The sequence below is a fragment of the Mucilaginibacter dorajii genome (genome assembly GCF_024808255.1).
In the GTDB taxonomy this organism is placed as follows: Bacteria; Bacteroidota; Bacteroidia; order Sphingobacteriales; family Sphingobacteriaceae; genus Mucilaginibacter; species Mucilaginibacter dorajii.
In genome coordinates this window covers 54,178-77,705 of sequence record NZ_JANTYS010000016.1, presented here as the reverse complement: position 1 = coordinate 77,705, position 23,528 = coordinate 54,178, and the positions used below count along the sequence as shown (strand labels likewise).

Sequence of the window (23,528 nt, the reverse complement as noted above, 5' to 3'; positions counted from 1 at the left end):
ATAAAACTATGTCATTGCGAGGAACGAAGCAATCGCGAACTATGCAGATCCGCCCTGTATAGCATGAGATTGCTTCGTTCCTACCCATGACAAATATAAAAATATGTCATTGCGAGCGCAGCGTGGCAATCTCGTAGCCATACAGAGCGAATATGCATGGCGACGAGATTGCTTCGTTCCTCGCAATGACAAGGGGGCGATGTTGTCATTTCCACCTTCACAGTCCGCGGATTTTACTACTCGCAATGACATGGTGGACTTGTCATGGGTAGGAGGAACGATGAAGCAATGACGATTCAATAAATACAGTTATGACACGATGGACTTGTCATAGCGTAGTACAAGAATAATTTTGAACTTAATATACAATGAAGAAAGTTTTTTTATTACTAATCGGCCTGGGCATGAGTTTGTTAGCAAACGCTCAAAAAATAGCGCCGTTTAAGGCTGGCGACAGGGTGGCATTTGTAGGTAACAGTATTACCGATGGCGGGCATTACCACTCGTACATCTGGCTGTACTACATGACGCATTTCCCAAACGCACGTATTACCTGTTTCAACGTGGGTATTGGCGGCGATGCCATTAACCAGATCTACGATAGGTTTGATGATGATGTGTTTAGCAAAAAGCCCAATATTTTAACCCTTACCTGGGGTATGAATGATAGTGGTTACTTTGAATGGTATCGTAAAGATGCGCAGGATTTTATGGATAAAAGGATTGAGGGCAGCTATAAATACTATGGCATGCTTGAGGATAAGTTAAAACAACGGGCAGATATTAAAAAGATCTTTATCCTGGGTTCGCCCTATGATTTTGCATCAAAGTTTAACAAACAAAATCTTTACCCCGGTAAGGTTCAGGCATTTTCAAAAATCATTGATTTCCAGGAAGCTGCCGCTAAGAACAATGGTTATGGTTATGTTGATTTTTTTCACCCGATGACGGCCATTAACCAGCGCGAACAGGCTAAAGATTCAACCTTCAGCTTAACACCTAATGATCGTATTCATCCGGATAATGACGGTCACCTGGTGATGGCTTACCTGTTTTTAAAAGCGCAGGGACTGGATAATCAGTCGGTTGCCGATTTTGCCATCAACGCTCAAAACAAAAAAGTTTTAAAGGCGGTTAACTGTCGTGTTAGTAATGTTGCTGCCGATGCCGATTCAGTAGGGTTTAATTACCTGGCCAATTCATTGCCTTATCCTATTGATACTATTCCTCGTGCCTGGGGCAATCGTAAAAAACAGGCCGAAGCGCTGAAAGTGGTGCCCTTCACCAAAGAATTTAACCAGGAGCTGTTAACAGTTAAAGGGTTAAAAGCAGGCAATTATGTAGTGAAAATTGATGGTGAACAGATTGCCGCTACATCGGCAGATCAGCTTTCAAATGGATTAAACCTGGCCGAGATCACCAGTACACCTCAATACCAGCAGGCTATCCAGATCAGGGAACTAAACGAAGAGCGTTGGGATATTGAGCGCCGTACCAGGATGTACAAGTGGATGCAGTATGATTTTTTAAGAGGCAAAGGCTTGTTGTATAACGATAGCAATGCCGCCATGGATACGGTGAAAAAATACGCGGTGAAGGATATTTTTGTGAACGGCAATAAGGACAACTACAGCCGTGCCCGTTATAAGAGCCTGCGCGATGCATGGCAAATGGAGATGGACGTGCTTACCAATCAAATTTATGCCATTAACAAACCACAAAACCACCGCATAACAATTGTTGCCATAAAATAAAATACCCGAACCTATTTGATATGAATACTTATAAAAAAACACTTCTACTGTTAATAACCTGCTTTATAACCTTTATAAAAGCAAATGCTGCCACCGTTGATACCGCCTTAACCCATAGCGATGCTATGCACAAGGATATTAAAGCCGTGGTGATTAAACCGGCAGGTTACAATACCAACAAAAAGTTTCCGGTGCTATACCTGCTGCATGGTTTTAGCGGTAACTACAGTGATTGGATTACCAAAGTACCGGCCATTGCCGGCCTTGCCGATCAATACCAGGTAATTATTGTATGCCCCGATGGTGCTTTTGCCGGCTGGTATTTTGATAGCCCCGCGAATAAGGAATGGCAATTTGAGACCTACGTAGGTACCGAATTGGTTAATTATATAGATAAGCATTACGCTACCATCAATGATAAAAGTGGCCGTGCCATTACCGGCTTAAGTATGGGCGGCCATGGTGCTATGTACCTTGCCTTTAAACACCAGGACAAATTTGGCGCGGCAGGCAGCATGAGTGGTGTAGTTGATATCAGGCCATTTGCTGATAGTTTTGGTATTGAGCAAATGCTGGGTAAATACAGCGAGCACCCCGATACCTGGGAAAAAAACACGGTGATCAACATGGTCTACCTCATTAAGCCAAACTCATTAGCCATTACTTTTGATTGCGGGTATGATGACTTTACTTTCAAGGTGAATTCCGCTTTGCATGATGAGTTGCTGATGCGCAAAATTCCGCACGATTTTACAGTACGACCAGGCACCCATAACTGGGAGTATTGGGGCAACTCCATCAATTACCAGATGCTGTTTTTTAGCCGATTTTTTAATAAGCAAAAATAGGGGAGAGGACTTACGAGGATCTAATATCGAACACCGAATGTCCAATGTCGAATAATGAAGGATTAGCGGGAAAAGGTGTTGCAAGTTAGGAGGTGCGAATAGCAGTATGAAGATATATATGTCATTACGGGTTTTAAAATCCTGTGGACCGTGAAGGTGGAAATGACGTAACAAACTATCCTCTCCACCCTCTCATGCTGAGGCACGAAGCATCTATTAGCGAACTTTACAGGGCGAATAGGCATGGCGTAGAATAGATCCTTCACTGCGTTCAGGATGACAGACGTTTTAAAGACGTCATTGCTATTTTTTCCAGGTTAATCCTGCTTCGCAAGGACATGATGGAGTATACGTCTGTTTAAACCAACACTATCCGCCTCAATAACTATTGTGTTTTGAGCTATTTAACAGGGGTTAGTGTAACCCAAATAAATTTACCGGGCTTATAATGTTAAGCCCGGTTTTTAAACACTTTTTTAATTTTTAAAGGCATTTGATGCAAAGAAAATAAATTTAAAAAAAGTGTGAAAAAAATTTGCTAAATCGTTTTTATGATTTAAATTAGCAGTCAGATTAAACATCTGTTATAAACCAGTTATTCATATACTTACTTTTTTGAACACAATCTGCTAAAGATTATGTAAATGTGCTAAATCGATTTTTCTATAATTGAAAAAATCGGGTTATGTGTAAAATGTGCTATTGTAAATAAACCTATAATATGAAAAAAATTTACTTCAGGTTTCTTTTTTATCCGCTGATGGGGCTTTCGCTCTTTTACATGGCTTCATGTAAAAAGGATGGCTTTTTGGGCCAGACAGTCACTTCAAACTTAACCAAACCTACGGTGTTTGCCGATAGTGCCAATACGGTGGCATTTTTATCAAACATTTATAGTGGTGTTGGCTTTAGCTTTAACCCCGGCAGGTTTTTGTACGGTCCTATTTTATCGCCAACAACAAACGGTGGGCTCGATGCCGCATCCGACGAGGCCGAGGTTTATACATCGGCAGGTTCAACAGCGCTGGCTTTTGAATCGGGCACGGTAAACGCAGCGGTTATTACCGACGATGCTTACAAAAATAGCTATATCAACATCCGGGCGGTAAATCAATTACTGGCCAATTTGCCTAAATCGCCCATTAATGCTTTTGCTAAAACACAAATGCGTGCCGAGGCCCACTTTTTAAGGGCATGGTATTACGCTATTTTATTGAAACATTATGGCGGTGTACACATCGTAAAGGATAGTATTTATAACTATACCGATGCTATTCCTGCCAAAAGAAACACCTACGCCGAAACGGTAAACTACATCCTTGCCGATTGTGATACCGCGGCCAATGACCTGCCGCTGGTACAAAGCGGACTTGCCTATGGCCGGGCTTCAAAAGGGGCCTGCCTGGCGCTTAAATCAAGGGTGTTACTGTATGCGGCAAGTCCGTTGTTTAACGGGCAATCAATAGGGGATGGTGCTACCAAAGAATTGGTTGGTTATGCAAGCTATGATAAAGAGCGTTGGAGATTGGCTAAAGAAGCCGCGCTTGCTGTGATCAGTACCGGCGCCTATCAATTGAATATTGATAATACAACCGCGCCGGGCTACGGTTTTCAGCACCTGTTTACGTTGCCGGTTAATAAGGAATATATTTTTCAGCTGATGCGCGGCTCAAATGCCGATTTTGAAAGCTTATGGCAACCGCCATCACGTACCGGAAAAAATGGCGCATTGCCATTACAGGGGCTTGTTGATGCTTTCCCGATGGCCGACGGTAAACTGATCACCGATCCAACATCAACCTACGATCCGCAAAATCCCTACTTTGGCCGCGATCCGCGTTTGGATTATACTATAATTCATGATCAAACCCCATTGCAGGTAAGGCTGGCATCGGGCAAAACACCTATAGATATTTTTATCGGCACGTATATGGGCCGCTCCACCGGACCGGATGCGGTGAACGTAGGTACCCGTACAGGTTACTACACCAATAAAATGCTGGATCCGGATGCGGTATCGCAGGATTTTACCCATCCCACAAAAAGATGCTGGCCGTTGATGCGCTACGCCGAGATCCTGCTAAACTACGCCGAAGCATCTAATGAATATGACGGTCCTACCACGCTGGTTTACCAGGCGGTTGAAGCCATTCGTCAAAGGGCGGGTTTAAACCCATACCAATTGCCAACCGGGCTAAGCCAGGCCGATATGCGTACCGTTATTCAGCATGAGCGCCGCATTGAGCTTGCCTTTGAAGAACATCGTTTTTGGGATGTAAGGCGCTGGAAAATTGCCGACCAAACCGAAAATGTACAAACCTACGGTATGGAGGTAGATAGGAATAACAGTACTGTTAGCTACAAAACATTCCCGGTACGAAAACGCAATTTCCGTACGGCAATGTACCTGTGGCCTTTCCCGCAAACCGAGGTGGCAAAATCGGCAACGATGTTACAAAACCCCGGTTATTGATCATTATAAGATATAACAGATGAAAAAGAATAACATATTTTATCAAATAAACCTTTTGCTGATAGCTGTGGCAACCATACTGATGGCATCATGCAAAACCGAAAAGCCTTTATCGGTAGCCGAACCTGTAAAAGATATTACCGGCAGCTGGCAGGTGATCCGCGCTACCCGTAACGGTACCGATTTAACCAGTATTATCGATTTTACAAAGTTTAGGGTAAATTTTAAGGCAGGCGCTTACAACCTGGAAAACAAACTGCCTTTTTTGGTTGATGCCGATGGCCAATATTCATTGGATGATCCTAAATATCCGTTTAAAATAACGTTTACGGCCACCGGCGGCACACCCGTTGCAACTCCGTTTACTTACCCCATTGTGAATGGTAAACGGCAACTAACTATAACGTTTAGTCCGGGTTGCCCTAACAACAGTTACGTGTACGTATTACAAAAAACCAATTAAAAAACACAACCACCAACAAATAAACTAATAGAATTTATGAGATCATATTTACATATTAAAGGTAAACGGTTGTGGAAGTGCTGCGCTTTGATATCCATTGCCATTATATTAGCTTGTTGCGGCGAAATCATTACCGGGGTCGATCAGCCTGCTACGGCCACCGTAGGTTCGGTAGTGCCTATTACCGTTCATATCAACATCCCAACCGTGGGCAACGGCGGTCCCGATTATTTGATATTCGGTTTCCTGGTGCCCAAAGGCTGGAAGGCGGCTCAAAACACTACCATTACTTATAACGGCCCTTTGGGTAGCGGTACCATGAACCTGATACCGGCTGGTACAGTTGCAAAAAACGGTGGCGGATTAGACTGGCCTGCTTACATGAAAAAAACATTTCAGATAGGTGGTAACTTAATTGACGACATGGAATGGGTGGCCTATCAATCAGATAAAGCCTATCCGCACAGCGATGGTAATGCCCTATCCGGCGACCTGAACATCAAAATTAAAATGGGGGCCGATGGCAATAATACCCTGGTAAAACTGGGTTATGTAATTACCGATACAGGTAATGGCTTTACCAGCGATAGCAACGGTACTTATTACAGTGAAAAGGTAACCGACTGCTTTGAATTAACCGGAGGTACCGGCGATTTGGTTGACTTTTGTAATCCGCAGTTAACAACCATTAACCCGCCAAAATCATTAGATAACGATATCATCACCCTAACTTTTGATGGTACTGTGGTTGATACCAAGTTAATACAGGGCAATCCAACAGAAACTTATCTGTGCGCCACAGCCTACACCAGCGATGGCAAAACGATTAGCGTGTGCGAGCAAACGGATAAAACCAAAATGGTGCAAACCACATCAAACAGCAAAAAATACCAGATCACGTTTTGGCCTAAGTCGTTCTTTGGCACTACGGGTACACAAACCATAACCAAAATAGAGTATTTCATAACCGATAAAACTGGGGCGACCAAGGTTGGCTACGGCAATACCGATGCCCCGTTTGTGTACACGTTTAAGTGCTCGTAAACCAATTTTAATACAATAATGATGTGAGATAGGGGCTGTAAAATAGCTGCAGTCCCCTTACATCTGCTAAAACGATATTTTAATTATTGCCAACAATTTAAATCTTATACTATGGCTTATTGCTACTTAAAGAAATGCTTTACAGGTTTCATGATATTGATGCTTATGCTGGTAAAAACCGGGTATGCAGCCATGCAGGATACCACAGGCAGGGGTAGTACCCATCCTGATTGGGTAAGCGGGATGGTGCTTGATGAATTTGCCAACCCTTTAAAAGGGGTTAAGGTTGCCATAAAAGGTAAAACCGATGTGGCTGTTACCGATAAGGATGGTCACTTTGAGATCAACGCGGGTATTAACGACCAGTTGGTTTTTACCAGGGATAATTACAACACACGCCAGGTTACCCTTAAAAACAAGGGCATACTAACGGTTAGGTTGTTGGATACCTACCTTAAATCGCCGGAAACAATTGATGTGCTGTACGGTACCAAAAAGGCATCGGCCAATTTGGGCGCGGTATCAACCATATACAATAATCAGTTAACCACTACACCGGCATCGTTATATACCTATGCCTTACCGGGCCAGCTGGCGGGTTTATATACGCAGCAATACAGTGGCTTTAGTACCCCGCAAACAGCTACCCAAACCGTGGCCGACTTTGTTGGTAACGTGGTACAGCACAACAACTACTCGGCAAATGATAATACCGAAATTGGTTTATCGCTGCGCGGACAGGCACCTATCACCATTATTGACGGGGTGCAGCGTGAAATTTCTTCTATCGATCCGGAAAGTATTGAATCGGTATCGGTTTTAAAGGATGCCTTATCGAATATATTACTGGGCATCAACAGTTCACGCGGCGTGCTATTGGTAACTACCAAACGCGGCCAGGCCGGTGCGCCACGTATTTCATTTACGGCCGAGGTTGGCTCACAGCATCCCCTGGATTTGCCTACACCGCTGCCTGCCTATCAATACGCCTATTTATATAATGAGGCTTTACAAAATGATGGTAAGCCTGCTATTTATACTGCCGATGATTTTAATGCCTACCGCAACCATACCGACCCGATCCATCACCCGGATGTAAACTGGTTTAAAACCCTTTTGCGCAATAACTCGCCTTTAAGCAGCTACAAGCTGAATGTTAATGGCGGTACCGATGTGGCACAATACAGCGTATCGTTAAGCTACCTTGATCAGCAGGGGATGTTTAACACAGCGCCGGCATCTACCTATAACACCAATAACGATTTAAACCGCTACGTGATCAACTCTGATCTGAGTGTGAACGTTACCAAAAAATTTACTGTCGACCTGCAATTGTTTGGTCGTATTCAGCAGGCCACCCAGCCAGGAACAGGTTACGCGGGTATTTTAAACACCCTGTACAATACACCTAATAACGTTTACCCGGTTTATAACCCTAATGGCTCATTTGCAGGTACCACATTGTTTACCAATAACCTGCTGGCCCAATCGGAGTTTTCGGGCTACCAGCGCACCAACAGTAACGATGTAATGGCCAACCTCGATCTGAATTATAATTTAAGCAGCGTAACTCCAGGGCTTTCACTAAAATTAAAAGGTAACCTGGCTTTTGAATCGCAGGGTTTGGTGAACCGTTCCTTGCAGAATAACAGCTACCTGTTTAATAAAGACAGTACATACTCGGCAGTGGGAACGCCTATCTCGCAGTCAAACGGGTTTGCTACGGTATCAAGTGCCCGTTACTCTTTTGCACAGGCAGCCATTAATTACGAAAGGCAGTTTGGTAAAAGCAACGTGAGTGGCATGGTGCTGTATGATACCCGGTCGACGGTGTTGAACTATGACCTTTCGGGTGTTACTACCGATAGAGCCGTTAAGTTAGGTTACAATTACGATAGCAAATACTTTTTTGAAGCATCGATAAACAGCAGCGGTTACAACAGGTATCCGCCTGGCCATCAGTACGGCACATTCTATGCGTTTGGTTTAGGCTGGCAAATGGCGCAGGAAAGTTTCATGAAAGACATCAGTTGGATAAGCTCATGGAAATGGCGTGCAACCTATGGTAAAACCGGTAATGCCAACGTAGATAACTTTGGCTACTACAATTTTTTGCAAACCTACAGCACATCAATTGGCTACCCGTATACTTTGGGTACAGCCCGCAGTGTAATTCAAAGCTACAATGAAAATACATTGGCTAACCCTTACATCAGGTGGGAGAGTGCTAAAAAGCTGGATATAGGCGCGGATATTTCCCTGTTTAAAGATCACTTTAAAATTACTGCCGATTATTATCACGACAGGTATTACGACCTGCTGCAAACCCGCGGCAACAGTATAGCCTTGTTGGGTACAGGTTACTCGGCCGAAAACATTGGTGTTAAGTTGTACAAGGGAACCGAGCTTACCTTAACCTACCAGGATCATGTAGGTAACTTTAACTACTTTATAAGTGGCAACGGATCGATACAAAGGGCTATTAATGTATTCAGCGATGAAGAACCTGTTCCGTACCCATGGATGAAGCATACAGGGCTGGCACCTGATGTGGTATTTGGCTACACTGCCATTGGCTACTTTAAGGATGCCCAGGATGCCGCAAGCAGCGCCACCTACACAGGCTACACCCCACAGGCCGGCGACGTAAAATACAAAGACCTTAACGGCGACCACGTGATTAACCAGTTTGATGTTGCACCAATTACCAATAATAAGCCGCTTATTTATTACGGCTCGTCATTTGGGTTCAATTATGATGGCTTTAGCCTGAGCGTGATTTTACAGGGCGTAACCAACCGCCAGATTATTTATAACAGTAACCTGGTAAATGGTTTTTCGGGCATTGGTCCGTTTGGTAACATATACTCGGGCCAGGGATACGACGCCTTAACCGGCCGTTGGACACCAGAGACCGCCGATATAGCTACAGCACCACGCTTAACCACAACGGGTAATGTCAATAACGGTTTGCTATCAACCCGTAACATCCGCTCTGGTAATTATATGCGACTTAAAAATGCCGAAGTGGGCTACAGTCTGCCGTATGCATGGGCACATAAGTTAAGGCTATCGGGCATCAGGGTGTTTGCCAATGGCGAAAACCTGTACACATTTTATGGCTACAAAGGGGTAGACCCGGAGGTGAATGGTTTGGTTTACCCTATACAAAGGGTGTTTAACGCGGGTGTAAACATTAAGCTATAGTTTTTGGCCAACATTAAAATTATGATCATGAAGAGAATTAAAAACATAAGCATAGCGGCCATAGCATTAGTGATAATATTGGCAGGCTGTAAAAAATATGAGCAATTTCCGGTTGATAAGGTGGGCATCAGTTATGTGTTCGATCCTAAGGATTCCTTAGGCACTGGTGCACGGGAGTTTTTATACGGCATTTATCCCGTAATGAAAAGCGGCCACAACAGGGTTGGCGGCGATTATTTAGATGCTGCATCTGATGATGCTATGTCATCGGCATCATCTACCACAACCCAGGTTACCATATTGGCTACGGCAGGCTATAACTCCTACACCATACCCGCCGATGAAAACCTATGGGCTTATTATTACGCCGGCATCCGCAGGGCAAACATTTTTGTAAATAACATTGATGTAGTGCCGGTAATGGCTAAATACAACGGCTATTCGGAAAAGTACGTGTGGAAAAGCGAAGCACGATGGTTACGGGCCTTTTTTTACTTTGAACTGGTAAAACGCTATGGTGGCGTGCCCTTGTTAGGCAACAAAGTTTATACCATTAGTGATAACGTAGCCCTACCCCGTAACTCGTTTGCTGATTGTATCAAATATATTGTAAGCGAATGTGATGCCATTAAAGACACCCTGCTAACCGCCCCGGTTGCTAACCCAAATGCCGATGCGCACCGGGTTACCAAAGGAGCCGCGCTGGCCTTAAAGGCAAGAGTTTTATTATATGCAGCAAGTCCTTTGTTTAATGGTGGCAACATTGATGCATCAAATCCATTAACCGGTTATACCGATAACAGTGTAGCCCGCTGGGCCGCAGCATCTGCCGCTGCTAAGGATGTGATGAATTTGAATAGCTATTCGCTGTTTAACAGTTTCACAGGCCAGTTTATAACGCAGAATAATTCTGAAATGATTATGATAAGGCAAACCGGCGCCGATAACATTATTGAAAGCACCAACGCGCCTATCGGCTTTACCGGCGCTGCCGCCAAAGGCCAAACCAGCCCAAGCCAGCAGTTGGTTGATGCCTATCCTATGAATAACGGGTTAGCTATTACCGATCCCACATCTGGCTATGATAGCAACAATCCGTATCAAAACCGCGATCCTCGCCTTACGGGTACTGTTTTTTACAATGGCGCACGCTGGTTAAATAGCGATCTGCAGCTTTATGAAGGTGGTATGAGCAAGCCCAACACCTCATTACAGCAAACCCTTACAGGCTATTACATGCGCAAGTTTATGGGTAACGAAGAAAATAGCAACAGTTTCCAAAGTCATAATGCCGATTGGATCATCATCAGGTATGCCGATGTATTATTGGGCTATGCCGAGGCTGAAAATGAGGTTAACGGTGCAACCAGCGATGTGTATGGTGCTATGATCAGCATTCGCAAAAGGGCAGGTATTACAGCAGGCGGCGACGGTTTGTATGGCTTGAAAGCAGGTATGAGCCAGGCTCAAATGCGCGATGCCATCCATAACGAACGCCGCATAGAGTTTGCCTTTGAAGAGAGCCGCTACTGGGATATCCGCCGCTGGAAAACAGCCGAAACCCTGATGAACCAACCGCTAAAAGGGATGTCTATCACCAAAATAGGATCGAGCTTAACATATAACATTGTTAACGCGCTCACCACCAAGTTTACTTCGCCGCAAATGTACCTGTATCCAATACCGTACGACGAAGTGTTAAAGAACCCGAATATGAAACAAAACCCCGGATGGTAATCCTTAAATCAATTTAACCAATTAATTAAGCAGTTATGAGAAAATTCATACTTTTCTTTCAAATAATAATAGCCATGGTTCCGGTGGTGGTGTTTGCGCAAAACAAGCCTGTTACAGGCAGCGTGCGCGACCTTACAGGTGCTTTGCCGGGCGCGTCGGTGGTTGAAAAGGGATTGCCATCAAATGGTGTAATTACCAATGCCAATGGTAAATTCAGTCTTGTCCTTAAAGGCAAATCAAATATAATCATCGTAAAATTCATCGGTTATATCCCGCAGGAGTACGCGTTTAAAGATGGCAACACTGCCGATATTATCCTGCAAACCAATAACAACGGTTTAGATGAGGTAGCTGTAGTAGGTTACGGTAAAAGGAGCAGGCCAACCAATACAGGCGCGGTAAGTTCAATATCTGCCGCCGATATCCGTACGGTACCAACAGCCAACGTACAAAACGCGCTTACCGGTAAATTGCCGGGTTTCTTTTCGCAGCAGGCGTCGGGCCAGCCGGGTAAGGATGCATCAGATTTTTACATTCGTGGTGTAAGCTCACTAAACCCCGCCGGTAACCAGCCCTTAATCATTGTTGATGATATTCAGTACAGCTATGACCAGTTGCAGCAGATCAACGTAAACGAAATTGAAAGTATCTCGATCTTGAAAGATGCATCAACTACCGCTATTTACGGTATTAAAGGTGCCAACGGTGTATTGGTGGTAACCACCCGCCGTGGTAAAAGCGGCGCGCCAAAGGTTAACCTGCGGGTTGAAACCGGTGTACAGGCGCCTACAAAAACGCCTACTTTTTTAGATTCTTACCATTCGGCATTACTGATCAACGAGGCCCAGACAAATGATGGCATCCCAACCACATTTACCCAGCAGGATTTGGACCACTTTAAAAATGGCGATGACCCTTACGGGCACCCCAATGTTGACTGGTATAACAAGATATTTAAGAAAAACACCTACCAGGCCAATACAAACCTGGATATTTCTGGCGGTAACAGCGCGTTAAAGTATTTTATATCAGGTGGTATTTTAAAGCAAAACGGTTTGGTACGTGATTTTGCCGATCCGCAAAGTCTGGTAAACACCAACTATTACTTTAACCGGTATAACTTTCGTTCCAACCTGGATTTGAAGGCTAATAAAACTTTAGATCTACGTTTGGATGTAACCACCCGTTTTTCTGATCTTAACCAGCCTTATAACGAGAACGCAGTAGGCGAGATCTATAATTTTACCAAGGAAACACCCTTTACGGCACCCTATTTAAACCCGAACGGATCGTATTCCTACGCCTATTCGTCTTTTAACCCCGATCATTTACCAACACTGAATGCAAGGCTGGCCGCAGGCGGTTACCAGCACTCGCGCCGTACCGATTTTAACTTCCTGTTTGGCGCAACTCAAAAACTGGATGCTTTAACAGACGGCCTATCATTAACCGGCCGGGTGGCTTACTCCAGTATAGAGCAGTTTACCAAGCAAATATTTAACGGTGGTGGTATCCCCGCATATCACTACAATCCAACAAACAACCAGTACTCATTGCAGCCGGGGGGCACTTATGTTTACTCCACCTATGTTTTAACAGGTAATACCGATATGAACAGCAATAATTATGATGTGCAGTTGTACGCCAATTACGATCATAATTTTAGCAATGCGCATCACGTAACCGGTTTGCTGTTGTTTAACCAAACATCACAAACCTATAACGCGCAATCATTGCTGGACGCGTCGTTGGTAGCTGTGCCGCAAAAGTTCCAGGGGGTATCGGGTAAATTAGGGTACGATTATATGCAGAAATACCTGTTGGAATTTAATATTGCCTATAACGGTACCGATAGGTTTGCAGCCAATCACCGTTTTGGTTATTTCCCTGCTTTAAGTATTGGTTATAACATCGCGAAGGAAAAATTCTTCTCTGATAAATTCCCGGTATTCAGCCTGTTAAAGGTAAGGGCCAGTTATGGTTTGGTAGGCTCTGATGCCGCGCCGGGCAACCGCTATGTATACAACCAGGTTTACAAACAAGGTGGCGGCTACTATTTTGGTGAAACACCTACCGGCTATGGTACCATTTATGAAGATGCTTTAAGCAATGCCAACGTAGTTTGGGAGCGCGCCAAGAAAACCGATATTGGTTTGGATATGAACTTGTTTAACGATAAAATTTCGGCCACGATAGATTATTTTCACGATATCAGGTATGATCAATTGATTGTTCCAGGCAGCGTGCCAGAAATTTTGGGTGTTGGCTTACCGGCCGTAAATATCGGCAAAACCCTTAACCATGGTTTTGATGGGCAAATTAGCTACCATAGCACCCTTGGCAGGGTGCAGTATAATGTTGGTTTTGTATTTTCATATGCCAAAAACAAAATCCTTTTCCAGGACGAAGCTGCGCCGGCTTATCCATGGCTTGCTAAAACCGGGCAGCCAATTGGCCAGCAGTTTGGTTACCACTCCCTGGGGTATTATACTGCCGATGATATCAGCAAAATTACCGCCTATAAGGCCGCTCACGGTGGCTCAAACGTAGGCGACCCGATTGCAGTACCCGATAACGGTTTGCCTTTACAACCGGGTGATTTGAAATACCAGGATTTAAATGGCGATGGACAGATCAACGTGTTTGATCAGCGTGCCATAGGCCATCCAAACCTGCCAAATACTTCATTGGGTTTATCACTGCAGGCGGTTTACAAAGGCTTTAGCATAAGCGCGCTGTTCGCAGGCTCGTTTAACTATAGTTTCGCGGTATTGGGTACAGGTATCGAGCCTTTCCAAAGCCAGTTTCAGCCTATACACGAAGAACGCTGGACACCTGCTACGGCGGCAACAGCCCAATTCCCAAGATTAACCACTAACCCAACATCGGTAAATAGCCCAACGGCTTATTTTTCTGATTATTGGTTAATTAACGCGTATTACATCCGCCTAAAAACCATCGATGTAGGTTACCAGTTACCGTCCAAAATGCTGCCGTTTAAAATTAACAACGCCCGTATTTATTTAAGCGCCTATAACTTGTTTACCTGGGATAACTTTAAAAAATATCAGCAAGATCCCGAAGTGGCTACTAATACCGCGGGTGATGCTTACATCAACCAACGGGTAATTAATATTGGGATACAGGCAGGGTTTTAGGATTTAAAGTATCATGCCATCACTTCATTTTCTTCGATGACAAATTGTAAATTCCAGACCTACGAAGTTTCTAAAACTTCGTAGGTCTTATCGCATACGGAATGACGTACGTTAAGACATCAGGTCATGCCGAACTTGTTTCGGCACCCCATATGCAAAGTTGTCATTATGTTGGTTAGCCTGTCCTGTGGGGTGCTGAAACAAGTTCAGCATGACTTCTTTTTTAATGTGCATCACTTCTTTTTTGATATTCTTTATCATTAAATTAGTACTATGTTTCCCACTATAGGCCACCTCATTTATTACCTGTTTGGTATAAACTTTACTTTCCCAATTCAAACGCTGGGATTGTTTGTGGCGCTATCGTTTTTCTTCACCTACCTGGTATTTATTGCCGAGTTTAAACGCTATGAGACATTGGGGAAAATACATGGGTTTACAAGGGAAATATTGGTAGGGGGCAAGGCGTCGTGGTTAGATATTACGGTCAATTCGGTATTGGGTTTACTCCTGGGCTTCAAAGCTTTTGGAGCCATTTTTAATTACACCGAGTTTTTTGCCAATCCGCAGGCTTATCTTTTATCTATGAAGGGGAACCTGGTAATGGGCATCCTTACCGCTACAGTATTTGGTTTTTGGGTTTATGCCGATAAAAAGGAAAATGAATTGGAAATACCCAAACAAGAAACAATTACCATACACCCATACCAATTAATGGGGCTGATGGTTTTTTTTATGGGCTTTTTGGGTTTCATCGGGGCCAAACTTTTTGATACGGTAGAGCACTGGAATAATTTCAGGTACGATCCTTTGGGAACATTGTTTAATGTGCGGGGCTTTTCTTATTACGGTGGATTGATCTTTGGTGCGCTTACTTACCTGTACCTCGGTCATAAAAAAGGAATGAAGCTGGTTCACCTGGCAGATATTGGTTCGCCGGGAATGATGCTGGCTTATGGCATTGGCCGCATAGGCTGCCAGCTTTCTGGCGATGGCGATTGGGGGATCGTAAATGATCATCCTAAACCCGGTTTTTTGCCGCAATGGATGTGGTCGTTCAAATATCCGCACAACGCCATCAATGCCGGTTTGCCTTTGCCCGATTGTGATGGTAATTATTGCAACCAGTTGCTGCATGGCGTTTACCCAACACCTTTTTATGAAGCTACCATATGCATTTCATTTTTTATGCTGATGTGGGCTTTCAGGGATAAAATTAAAACACCGGGCGCGATGTTCTTTTTATACCTCATTTTAAATGGAGGCGAACGCTTTTTGATAGAGCAGATCCGCATCAACCCTAAATATAATATCCTTGGCTTAATGTTTACCCAGGCTGGCTTTATTGGTTTTTTAATGGTGTTAGGGGGGCTTACGGGCTTTGCCTTCATTATCCTTAACCGCAAAAATAACTTGCATGGGCAACATGCAGCTGCGTAAATTTGTATACCCGATTATTGATTAACCCTGTTTAAAAAATGAAGAAGTTTGCAGTATACTGCCTGTTATTTTGCTTTGCCCTAAACCTGCAAACCAAAGCGCAAACCGCCAAACAGCCGGTTAACCTTACCGATTTAAAATTTACTGTTGAGACGGCCCCCGAATGGAACGCCCTGCTCAAACGCCAGGCAGGTTGGTTTGGTGGTGATGGCATTTACTCCATTCCACTCAACGGCGTGGAAAACAAACCCGCCAGAGCAAACGACCAGGTGCTGTTTATCTTTAGTGACAGCATGATAGGTAAATTGGAGAACGGCACCATGGCGCCGGGTTATAAAATGATCCACAACACGGTGGCTTATCTTAAAGGCAACAAACCTGTAGATGCGCAAATGAAATTTTCATGGGATACCGATAAACAGGGCACAGCCGAATCTGTATTTATACCCCGCACCATCCAAACCGAAATCAACGATTATTACTGGTTGGGCGATGGTTTTGTAAACCAGGAACTGAATAACGCTATTTACATATTTGGCTACCGGGTACGTAATGTTGGCACCGGCGCTTTTGGGTTTAAAGAGGTTGGTAATACGCTGATCAAAATACCAGCCGGCTCACAGCCGCCTTACATGGATTTGAAACAAATGGATACGCCCTTTTACCTCACCGATAAAAACGGCGATATAGGTTCTTTTGGCGCAGGCATCTATGTAAATACAGCTAAAGCCGGTGCGCCAAAGCCAGATGGCTATATCTATGTTTATGGTGTGCGTGGCATAGGTAAAAACCTGCTGGTTGCGCGTGTTTTGCCTAAGGACTTCGAAAAATTTGATCAGTGGACGTTTTATGACGGCACCAATTGGGTAAACGATATGAGCAAAGTTGCCGACGTTACCGATAATGTATCGAACGAACTAAGCCTTACCGCCCTGCCCGACGGTAGGTACGCCCTTATTTTCCAGGTAGGAGGGATGAGTACCAATGTAGGTATGCGCATAGGCGCTACGCCGTACGGTCCGTTTGGTCCCGTAATTAAAGTATGGGATTGCAGGCCCGACCTGGAGGAAAAGACCTTTGTAGTATACAACGCCAAAGCCCACCCAAGCCTATCCGCCCCCGGCGAACTGCTGATTAGCTATAACATTAACTCGGTAGATTTTATTCCTGATTTAATGAAGCATCCCAATTTGTACAGGCCGAGGTTTATCAGGATGAAAATTGCTTCGAGTATCAAGTAGTAAGTATCAGGTATCAAGACAGGAAAATAAAAAAAGCGGGGCCTCGCGCGAATACCCTCTTGAGAGCAATCATGTACACATCTTTCTAAAAAAGAAAAGGTGTCATTTCGATCGAGCGAAGACGGGGCATGAGCGAGGTGCGAAAGAGAAATCTTATACAAGCGATGAGCAAACATGGCTGCTCGTATAGGAGATTTCTCCTCACCTCCGGCTCGCAATCCCACTCCGGTTCGTTCGAAATGACATCGTTTTTGCTCGGTGATACAATTCCCAAAAGATGTATACATACAGTAGTTGTCAGATGGAAATAGAAAAGTGCCATTTTTTGTTATTTCAATAAAATACAGTTTTTAAATAATCTTTTGCTAAATCGATTTATTGATTATATTTGTACATCAGATGCAGGTATCAAGCCTGCATAACCACATTATAAACACCAATGAAAACACGGTTACTTACATGCGTTTCGGCGCTTTTATGGGCCAATGCCTTGTTTGCACAAAACGACAACTTGGTTAAATATGTAAACACCCGCCAGGGCACCAACACCAAATACGAGTTTAGCTATGGCAATACGTATCCGGCCACCGCGCTGCCCTTTGGTATGAACACCTGGACGGCCCAAACCGGCAAAAATGGTGATGGCTGGAAATATCAATATTTTGAGCACACTATCCGTGGTTTTCAGCAATCGCACCAGTGCAGTTCATGGGTTAATGATTATGCCGTGTTTTCGCTGATGCCGGTAACCGGCGATTTAGTGGTTAACGAGGATAAACGCGCCACCAGCTTTAAGCATGAAAACGAAACCGCCCAACCCAGTTACTACAAAGTAAAACTGGATAATAACATCACCACCGAAATGACACCTACCGAACGTGGTGCTCACCTTAGGTTTACGTTCCCTAAAGGGCAGGGATCATACCTTATACTGGATGGTTACACCAAAATGAGCATGGTGAAGATCATCCCGCAGGAGCGTAAAATTATTGGCTGGGTAAACAACTGCCGCTGGGCACCGCAGGGGTTTAAAAATTATTTTGTGATCACTTTTGATAAACCATTTGCCGCTTATGGCACCTGGGAAAACAAAAAAGACCAGCTATCGCCCAAAAACTTAATTGCGGAAGGGGATGGCATTGGCGCATATCTTAAATTTAAAGACGGCGAAACGGTACAGGCCAAAGTGGCTTCAAGCTACATCAGCCCGGAGCAGGCCGAGCTTACCCTGCAAACCGAGCTTGGCAACTACAAAAACTTTGATGAAACCCGTAAAGCAGCAGATGTGGTTTGGAATACGCTGCTTGGCCGTATGAAAATTGAAGGTGCTACCGAAGATGAAAAGGCTACATTCTACAGCTGTATGTATCACGCTAACCTATTCTCGCACCAGTTTTTTGAGTATGGGAAAGATGGCAAGCCTTACTACTACAGCCCGTACGATGGCAAAACGCATGATGGCTTTATGTATACCGATAATGGTTTTTGGGATACCTTCAGGGCGCAGTTTCCGCTTAATACCATTATTCATCCCAAAATGCAGGGGCAATATGTGCAGGCTTTGTTAGATGCCCAGCAACAATGCGGCTGGCTGCCGGCCTGGTCGTTCCCGGCCGAAACAGGAGGGATGTTAGGTAATCACGCTATCTCGCTGTTAACAGACGCCTGGGTAAAAGGTATCCGCACCTTTGATCCTAAGCAGGCATTGGCGGCGTACTACCACGAGGCTACCAACAAAGGGCCATGGGGCAGTGCAAACGGCAGGACAGGCTGGAAGGAATATTTTGCCGATGGCTACGTACCCTACACCCCCCAAACCCTGGGCGCAACCGCCTGGACGTTAGAGTTTGCTTACGACGATTTCTGCGGCTATCAACTGGCCAAACAAACCAATAACGCTTATTATGAAAATGTTTTTGGCAGGCAAATGTATAACTACAAAAACCTGTATGACCCTAAAACCCGCTTTATGCGTGCCAAAGATGCCAAAGGCAACTGGATAGAACCCTTTGACCCGATGGATTGGGGCGGCCCCTATACCGAGGGGAATGCCTGGCACTGGACCTGGTCGGTTTTTCAGGATGTGCAGGGTTTGATTAATCTGATGGGCGGCGATAAGAATTTTACCGATAAAATAGACTCGGTATTTACCGAGCCGGGCACCATCAAAGTTGGGGGCTATGGTCAGGTGATTCACGAAATGACCGAAATGGCTGCCTTTAAGATGGGGCAGTACGCCCAGGGTAACGAGCCAATTCATCACCTGTTGTATATGTATAACTATGCCGGTCAGCCCTGGAAAGCGCAGAAACACCTGCGCGAGGTAATGGACAAAATGTACAACGCCAGCGAAAACGGTTACCCCGGCGATGAGGATGAAGGGCAAATGTCGTCATGGTATGTATTGAGCGCGGCGGGCATTTACAGCGTTTGCCCGGGTACTGATGAATATGTAATAGGCAGCCCGGCTTTTAAAAAAATGACCATCACGCTGGAGGATGGCAAAAAGTTTGTGATTGAGGCTAATAATAACAGTAAGCAAAACGTGTACATCCAATCGGCAACGCTTAACGGCAAGCCTTATACACACAACTTTATCAAACACAGCGATATCGTGAATGGTGGTATTCTGCATTTTGAAATGGGCGACAAGCCTAATATGAATCGTGGTTTGGCTGTTGAGGATAAGCCGTTTTCACTGTCAAAAAACATATCCAACTGATAGCGAAAAGGTATCATTTACTAATGATAAAATAACAAATATGTCATTGCGAGGTACGAAGCAATCGCACGCGTGTAAATCCGCTCTGTAAAGTTCGCGATTGCTTCGTACCTCGCAATGACATGATGTATTTGTTTTTCATGAGCGCAAAGGACCTGTCACCCTAAGTAAGTCGAAGGGCGCGTAGAGGCCTTTGCCTGCTATCCTTCGACAGGTTCAGGATGACAGCCACTTTTGGTACGTCGTTATAACCCGTAATGACTTTTATTTTTAAACAACTTTAAACATCACCTCATAATGCCTATTAAGTTTTACCCGTTTTTAAAAAGATCAATAATCATGATCTGCGTTGCTGCCTGCACCGGGGCATCGGCACAGGATATTGTTTACCTCAATAGCGCCAACCCGCAAACCAGCTGGAAAGTAAAAGCCCAGGCTGAAATTGGTGCCGATAGCGCCAATATGTATAAACCGGGCTACGATGCGGCCTCCTGGGTTAAAGGTATAGTACCAGGTACGGTTTTTAATGCCTATGTAGTAGCCGGACTGGAAAAAGACCCCAATTTTGGCGATAATATTTATAAGGTTGATAAAGCCAAATACGACCGCAACTTTTGGTACCGCACCGAGTTTAAGATCCCGGCCGGGTATACCAAGGAAAAGATCTGGCTTAACTTTAAGGGCATCAACCGCAAGGCTGAGATCTACCTGAATGGCAAACAAATTGGCACGCTCAATGGCTTTATGCAACGCGGTAATTTCGATGTTACGGGCTTAGTGAGCAAAAATAGCGCAAATGTTTTAGCGGTATTGGTATACTGTCCGCAAACTCCTTTAGTTAACTATGAAAGCCCAACCTATATCCCGGCAGCCAGCTGGGATTGGATGCCTTATGTACCGGGGTTAAATTCGGGCATAACCGATAACGTTTACCTGAGTAATACCGGCAGCATCACACTTCAGGATCCCTGGATCCGTACCGAACTACCTACCAATGCAAGGGCCGATGTTTCAATAGCGGTGGGTGTAAAAAACAGCACGTCTAAATTTCAAACAGGGGTGTTAACGGGCACCATTCAGCCAGGAAATATAGAGTTTTCGCAAAAGGTTTTTGTGGGCGGCAACAGTACGGCCGAAATCAAGTTGGATAAAAAGCGTTTTGAGCAATTGGCCATTAACAGCCCCAAACTATGGTGGCCAAACGGCTATGGCGAACCTAATTTATATACTTGTAAGCTAAGCCTTAAATTAGGTGATGAAGTATCAGATAGCCAGACCATCAAATTCGGCATCAAAAAATATAGCTATGATACTGTGGGAAATGTGCTGCATGTTTTTGTGAACGGCACTAAAGTGTTTTTAAAAGGCGGTAACTGGGGCATGGCCGAGTATATGTTACGCTGCCGTGGCAACGAATATGATACCAAGTTGAAACTGCACCGCGAAATGAATTTTAACATCGTACGTAACTGGATAGGATCAACCACCGATGATGAGTTTTACGATGCCTGTGATAAATACGGCATGATGATCTGGGACGATTTTTGGCTTAACTCTATTCCAAACCTGCCTAATGATGTCAATAACTTTAATGTTAACGCGATAGAAAAGATCAAGCGCTTCCGTAACCACCCATCCATAGCGATTTGGTGCGGCGATAACGAGGGCACACCCATGCCGCCACTAAACGGCTGGCTTGCCGAAGATATTAGCAATTATGATGGTGGCGACAGGCGGTATCAACCCAATTCGCACGCGGGCAGCTTAACCGGCAGTGGTCCGTGGACAAACTTTGACCCACGCTGGTATTTTAGCAGGTATCCTAACGGCTTTGGCGGCTCGCCGGGCTGGGGCTTGCGCAGCGAGATTGGTACGGCGGTATTTACCAATTATGATAGCTTTAAAAAGTTTATCCCTAAAGATAAGCTATGGCCACGTAACGAAATGTGGAACCTGCATTTTTTTGGCCCATCTGCTGGTAATGCAGGTCCGGATAGGTACGATGACGGTATTAACAAGCGCTATGGTACGGCAACAGGCATCCAGGATTATTGTCGTAAAGCTCAACTGCTCAATATCGAAACCAATAAAGCGATGTACGAAGGCTGGGAAGATAATATGTGGGAAGATGCATCGGGTATCATGACCTGGATGAGCCAATCGGCCTATCCCTCACTGGTATGGCAAACCTATGATTATTATTACGACCTGACGGGAGCCTACTGGGGCGCCAAAAAAGCCTGCGAGCCATTACACATTCAATGGAACCCGGTGAACAATTCGGTTAAAATGATCAATACTACAGGTGGCAATGTAAGCGATTTGACGGCCGAAGTTGAGGTTTATAACAGCGATGGCAAACCAGTAAGCGATTATCATCAAACCAAACAGGTAGATGCCATAGCCAACACGGCTGTAAATTGCTTTACCATCAACTTTAAAGAGGAGCATACCAATTTAGCCCTGAATAAACCTACCGTGGCTTCGTCGTTTGAAAATATGGAAGCGGCATTAGCTACTGATGGCAACAGCGGCAGCCGCTGGGCCAGCAGGCAAAATGATAACGAGTGGATCTATGTTGACCTGGGCAGCGAGCAGGTGGTAAACGGTGTAAAATTGAACTGGGAAGAAGCCTATGGTAAAGCCTTCAGGATCCAGGTATCAAACGATGCCAAACAATGGCGGGATGTGTATGATACCGAGGATGGGCATACTGGTGTGCAGCAGTTAACCTTTGACGAAACGAAAGCCCGCTATGTAAAAATGCAGGGCGTGCGCCGTGGTTCGGGCTGGGGTTATTCGCTTTGGGATTTTGAGGTGTATGGCGGAGAACCTAAAAGCAATGGATTAAGCGATGTGCATTTTATCAAACTGAAACTAAGCGATAAAGCGGGTAAGCTGATATCAGATAACCTTTACTGGCGAGGCAATAAACGCACCGATTTTACAGCGCTTAATAATTTGCCAAAAGTGAATTTGAAAGTAGCATCGAAGGTAACTAAGGCCGACGGTAAATATTATATCAACGCTACGATTACTAATCCCGCATCTTCACCGGCAGTAGCCTTTGCCATACGTGCGCAGACTGTGAGAAAAAGTAACGGCGAGCAAATTTTACCAGCTATTATGAATGATAATTACTTTTCATTAATGCGGGGCGAATCAAAAAATATTAAAATTGAGTTTGATACCGATGTTTTGGGTAACGATACGCCAACGTTGTTGGTACAGCCTTACAATGATCCTATAAGAGAGGAATAAAAAGCTTTTATTATTTGTAAACAAAACACCCGGCACGTTTAAATGCGTCGGGTGTTTTGTTTGATGGGGAATGGATCGACATGTTTATCCGAGTTTTTTAAATCGATTTTACCAATACCCCGACGGAAATCGCTTTTAAATAGGAGACACCTACGGAGTCAAAAAAACAGATGATTTTAG

13 protein-coding genes are annotated in these 23,528 nt (G+C 44.5%); 12 read left to right on the top strand and 1 reads right to left on the bottom strand.

The annotated features are described in order from the left end of the window. Positions 1–368: 368 nt before the first annotated feature. The 8 genes from FHS10_RS20285 to FHS10_RS20250 all read left to right on the top strand — a co-directional run bounded on the left by FHS10_RS20285 (position 369) and on the right by FHS10_RS20250 (position 14,684). Positions 369–1,754 (top strand): SGNH/GDSL hydrolase family protein, encoded by a 1,386-nt coding sequence (locus FHS10_RS20285; protein ID WP_259094036.1) that lies wholly within the window; start codon positions 369–371, stop codon positions 1,752–1,754. Between the two features lie 20 nt (positions 1,755–1,774). Then, positions 1,775–2,602 carry an alpha/beta hydrolase gene (locus FHS10_RS20280; protein ID WP_259094034.1) on the top strand — a complete coding sequence of 276 codons (828 nt, stop codon included), beginning with the start codon at positions 1,775–1,777 and terminating at the stop codon, positions 2,600–2,602. Positions 2,603–3,323: 721 nt separating this feature from the next. Next, entirely contained in the window at positions 3,324–5,075 is a 1,752-nt protein-coding gene (locus FHS10_RS20275) for a RagB/SusD family nutrient uptake outer membrane protein (protein WP_259094032.1), read from the top strand. 19 nt (positions 5,076–5,094) lie between these two features. Beyond that, complete coding sequence (locus tag FHS10_RS20270) at positions 5,095–5,538, top strand: DUF5004 domain-containing protein (RefSeq protein ID WP_259094029.1); 444 nt, start codon at positions 5,095–5,097, stop codon at positions 5,536–5,538. A gap of 36 nt (positions 5,539–5,574) precedes the next feature. Then, positions 5,575–6,582 (top strand): DUF4961 domain-containing protein, encoded by a 1,008-nt coding sequence (locus FHS10_RS20265; RefSeq protein ID WP_259094027.1) that lies wholly within the window; start codon positions 5,575–5,577, stop codon positions 6,580–6,582. Positions 6,583–6,693: 111 nt separating this feature from the next. Then, positions 6,694–9,789 (top strand): SusC/RagA family TonB-linked outer membrane protein, encoded by a 3,096-nt coding sequence (locus FHS10_RS20260; RefSeq protein WP_259094025.1) that lies wholly within the window; start codon positions 6,694–6,696, stop codon positions 9,787–9,789. Between the two features lie 27 nt (positions 9,790–9,816). Beyond that, positions 9,817–11,526 (top strand): RagB/SusD family nutrient uptake outer membrane protein, encoded by a 1,710-nt coding sequence (locus FHS10_RS20255; RefSeq protein WP_259094023.1) that lies wholly within the window; start codon positions 9,817–9,819, stop codon positions 11,524–11,526. 35 nt (positions 11,527–11,561) lie between these two features. Next, a complete protein-coding gene (locus FHS10_RS20250; protein WP_259094021.1) occupies positions 11,562–14,684 on the top strand; it encodes a SusC/RagA family TonB-linked outer membrane protein in 3,123 nt (1,040 codons plus the stop codon). Between the two features lie 111 nt (positions 14,685–14,795). Here the strand turns inward: FHS10_RS20250 and FHS10_RS20245 are convergent, their stop codons facing one another. Then, a complete protein-coding gene (locus FHS10_RS20245; protein WP_259094019.1) occupies positions 14,796–14,945 on the bottom strand; it encodes a hypothetical protein in 150 nt (49 codons plus the stop codon). A gap of 12 nt (positions 14,946–14,957) precedes the next feature. On the opposite strand from FHS10_RS20245, the gene FHS10_RS20240 reads away from it, so the two are divergent. The 4 genes from FHS10_RS20240 (at position 14,958) to FHS10_RS20225 (ending at position 23,348) form a co-directional block, all read left to right on the top strand. Next, positions 14,958–16,124: a prolipoprotein diacylglyceryl transferase gene (locus FHS10_RS20240; protein ID WP_259094017.1), complete on the top strand. Its 1,167-nt coding sequence runs from the start codon at positions 14,958–14,960 to the stop codon at positions 16,122–16,124. A 38-nt stretch (positions 16,125–16,162) separates the two neighbouring features. Further along, positions 16,163–17,365 carry a DUF5005 domain-containing protein gene (locus FHS10_RS20235; RefSeq protein WP_259094014.1) on the top strand — a complete coding sequence of 401 codons (1,203 nt, stop codon included), beginning with the start codon at positions 16,163–16,165 and terminating at the stop codon, positions 17,363–17,365. A 439-nt stretch (positions 17,366–17,804) separates the two neighbouring features. After that, entirely contained in the window at positions 17,805–20,087 is a 2,283-nt protein-coding gene (locus FHS10_RS20230) for a GH92 family glycosyl hydrolase (protein ID WP_259094012.1), read from the top strand. A gap of 339 nt (positions 20,088–20,426) precedes the next feature. Beyond that, positions 20,427–23,348, top strand: a complete 2,922-nt coding sequence (locus tag FHS10_RS20225; protein WP_259094010.1) for a discoidin domain-containing protein — start codon at positions 20,427–20,429, stop codon at positions 23,346–23,348. The last annotated feature ends 180 nt before the right edge of the window (positions 23,349–23,528 follow it).

Excerpts from the sequence above, each read along its gene's own strand:
- FHS10_RS20265 (WP_259094027.1), top strand. The coding sequence starts at position 5,575 with ATGAGATCATATTTACATATTAAAGGTAAACGGTTGTGGAAGTGCTGC.
- FHS10_RS20225 (WP_259094010.1), top strand. The coding sequence starts at position 20,427 with ATGATCTGCGTTGCTGCCTGCACCGGGGCATCGGCACAGGATATTGTT.
- FHS10_RS20230 (WP_259094012.1), top strand. The coding sequence starts at position 17,805 with ATGAAAACACGGTTACTTACATGCGTTTCGGCGCTTTTATGGGCCAAT.
- FHS10_RS20285 (WP_259094036.1), top strand. The coding sequence starts at position 369 with ATGAAGAAAGTTTTTTTATTACTAATCGGCCTGGGCATGAGTTTGTTA.
- FHS10_RS20275 (WP_259094032.1), top strand. The coding sequence starts at position 3,324 with ATGAAAAAAATTTACTTCAGGTTTCTTTTTTATCCGCTGATGGGGCTT.
- FHS10_RS20245 (WP_259094019.1), bottom strand. The coding sequence starts at position 14,945 with ATGATAAAGAATATCAAAAAAGAAGTGATGCACATTAAAAAAGAAGTC.
- FHS10_RS20270 (WP_259094029.1), top strand. The coding sequence starts at position 5,095 with ATGAAAAAGAATAACATATTTTATCAAATAAACCTTTTGCTGATAGCT.
- FHS10_RS20250 (WP_259094021.1), top strand. The coding sequence starts at position 11,562 with ATGAGAAAATTCATACTTTTCTTTCAAATAATAATAGCCATGGTTCCG.
- FHS10_RS20255 (WP_259094023.1), top strand. The coding sequence starts at position 9,817 with ATGAAGAGAATTAAAAACATAAGCATAGCGGCCATAGCATTAGTGATA.
- FHS10_RS20260 (WP_259094025.1), top strand. The coding sequence starts at position 6,694 with ATGGCTTATTGCTACTTAAAGAAATGCTTTACAGGTTTCATGATATTG.
- FHS10_RS20240 (WP_259094017.1), top strand. The coding sequence starts at position 14,958 with ATGTTTCCCACTATAGGCCACCTCATTTATTACCTGTTTGGTATAAAC.
- FHS10_RS20280 (WP_259094034.1), top strand. The coding sequence starts at position 1,775 with ATGAATACTTATAAAAAAACACTTCTACTGTTAATAACCTGCTTTATA.
- FHS10_RS20235 (WP_259094014.1), top strand. The coding sequence starts at position 16,163 with ATGAAGAAGTTTGCAGTATACTGCCTGTTATTTTGCTTTGCCCTAAAC.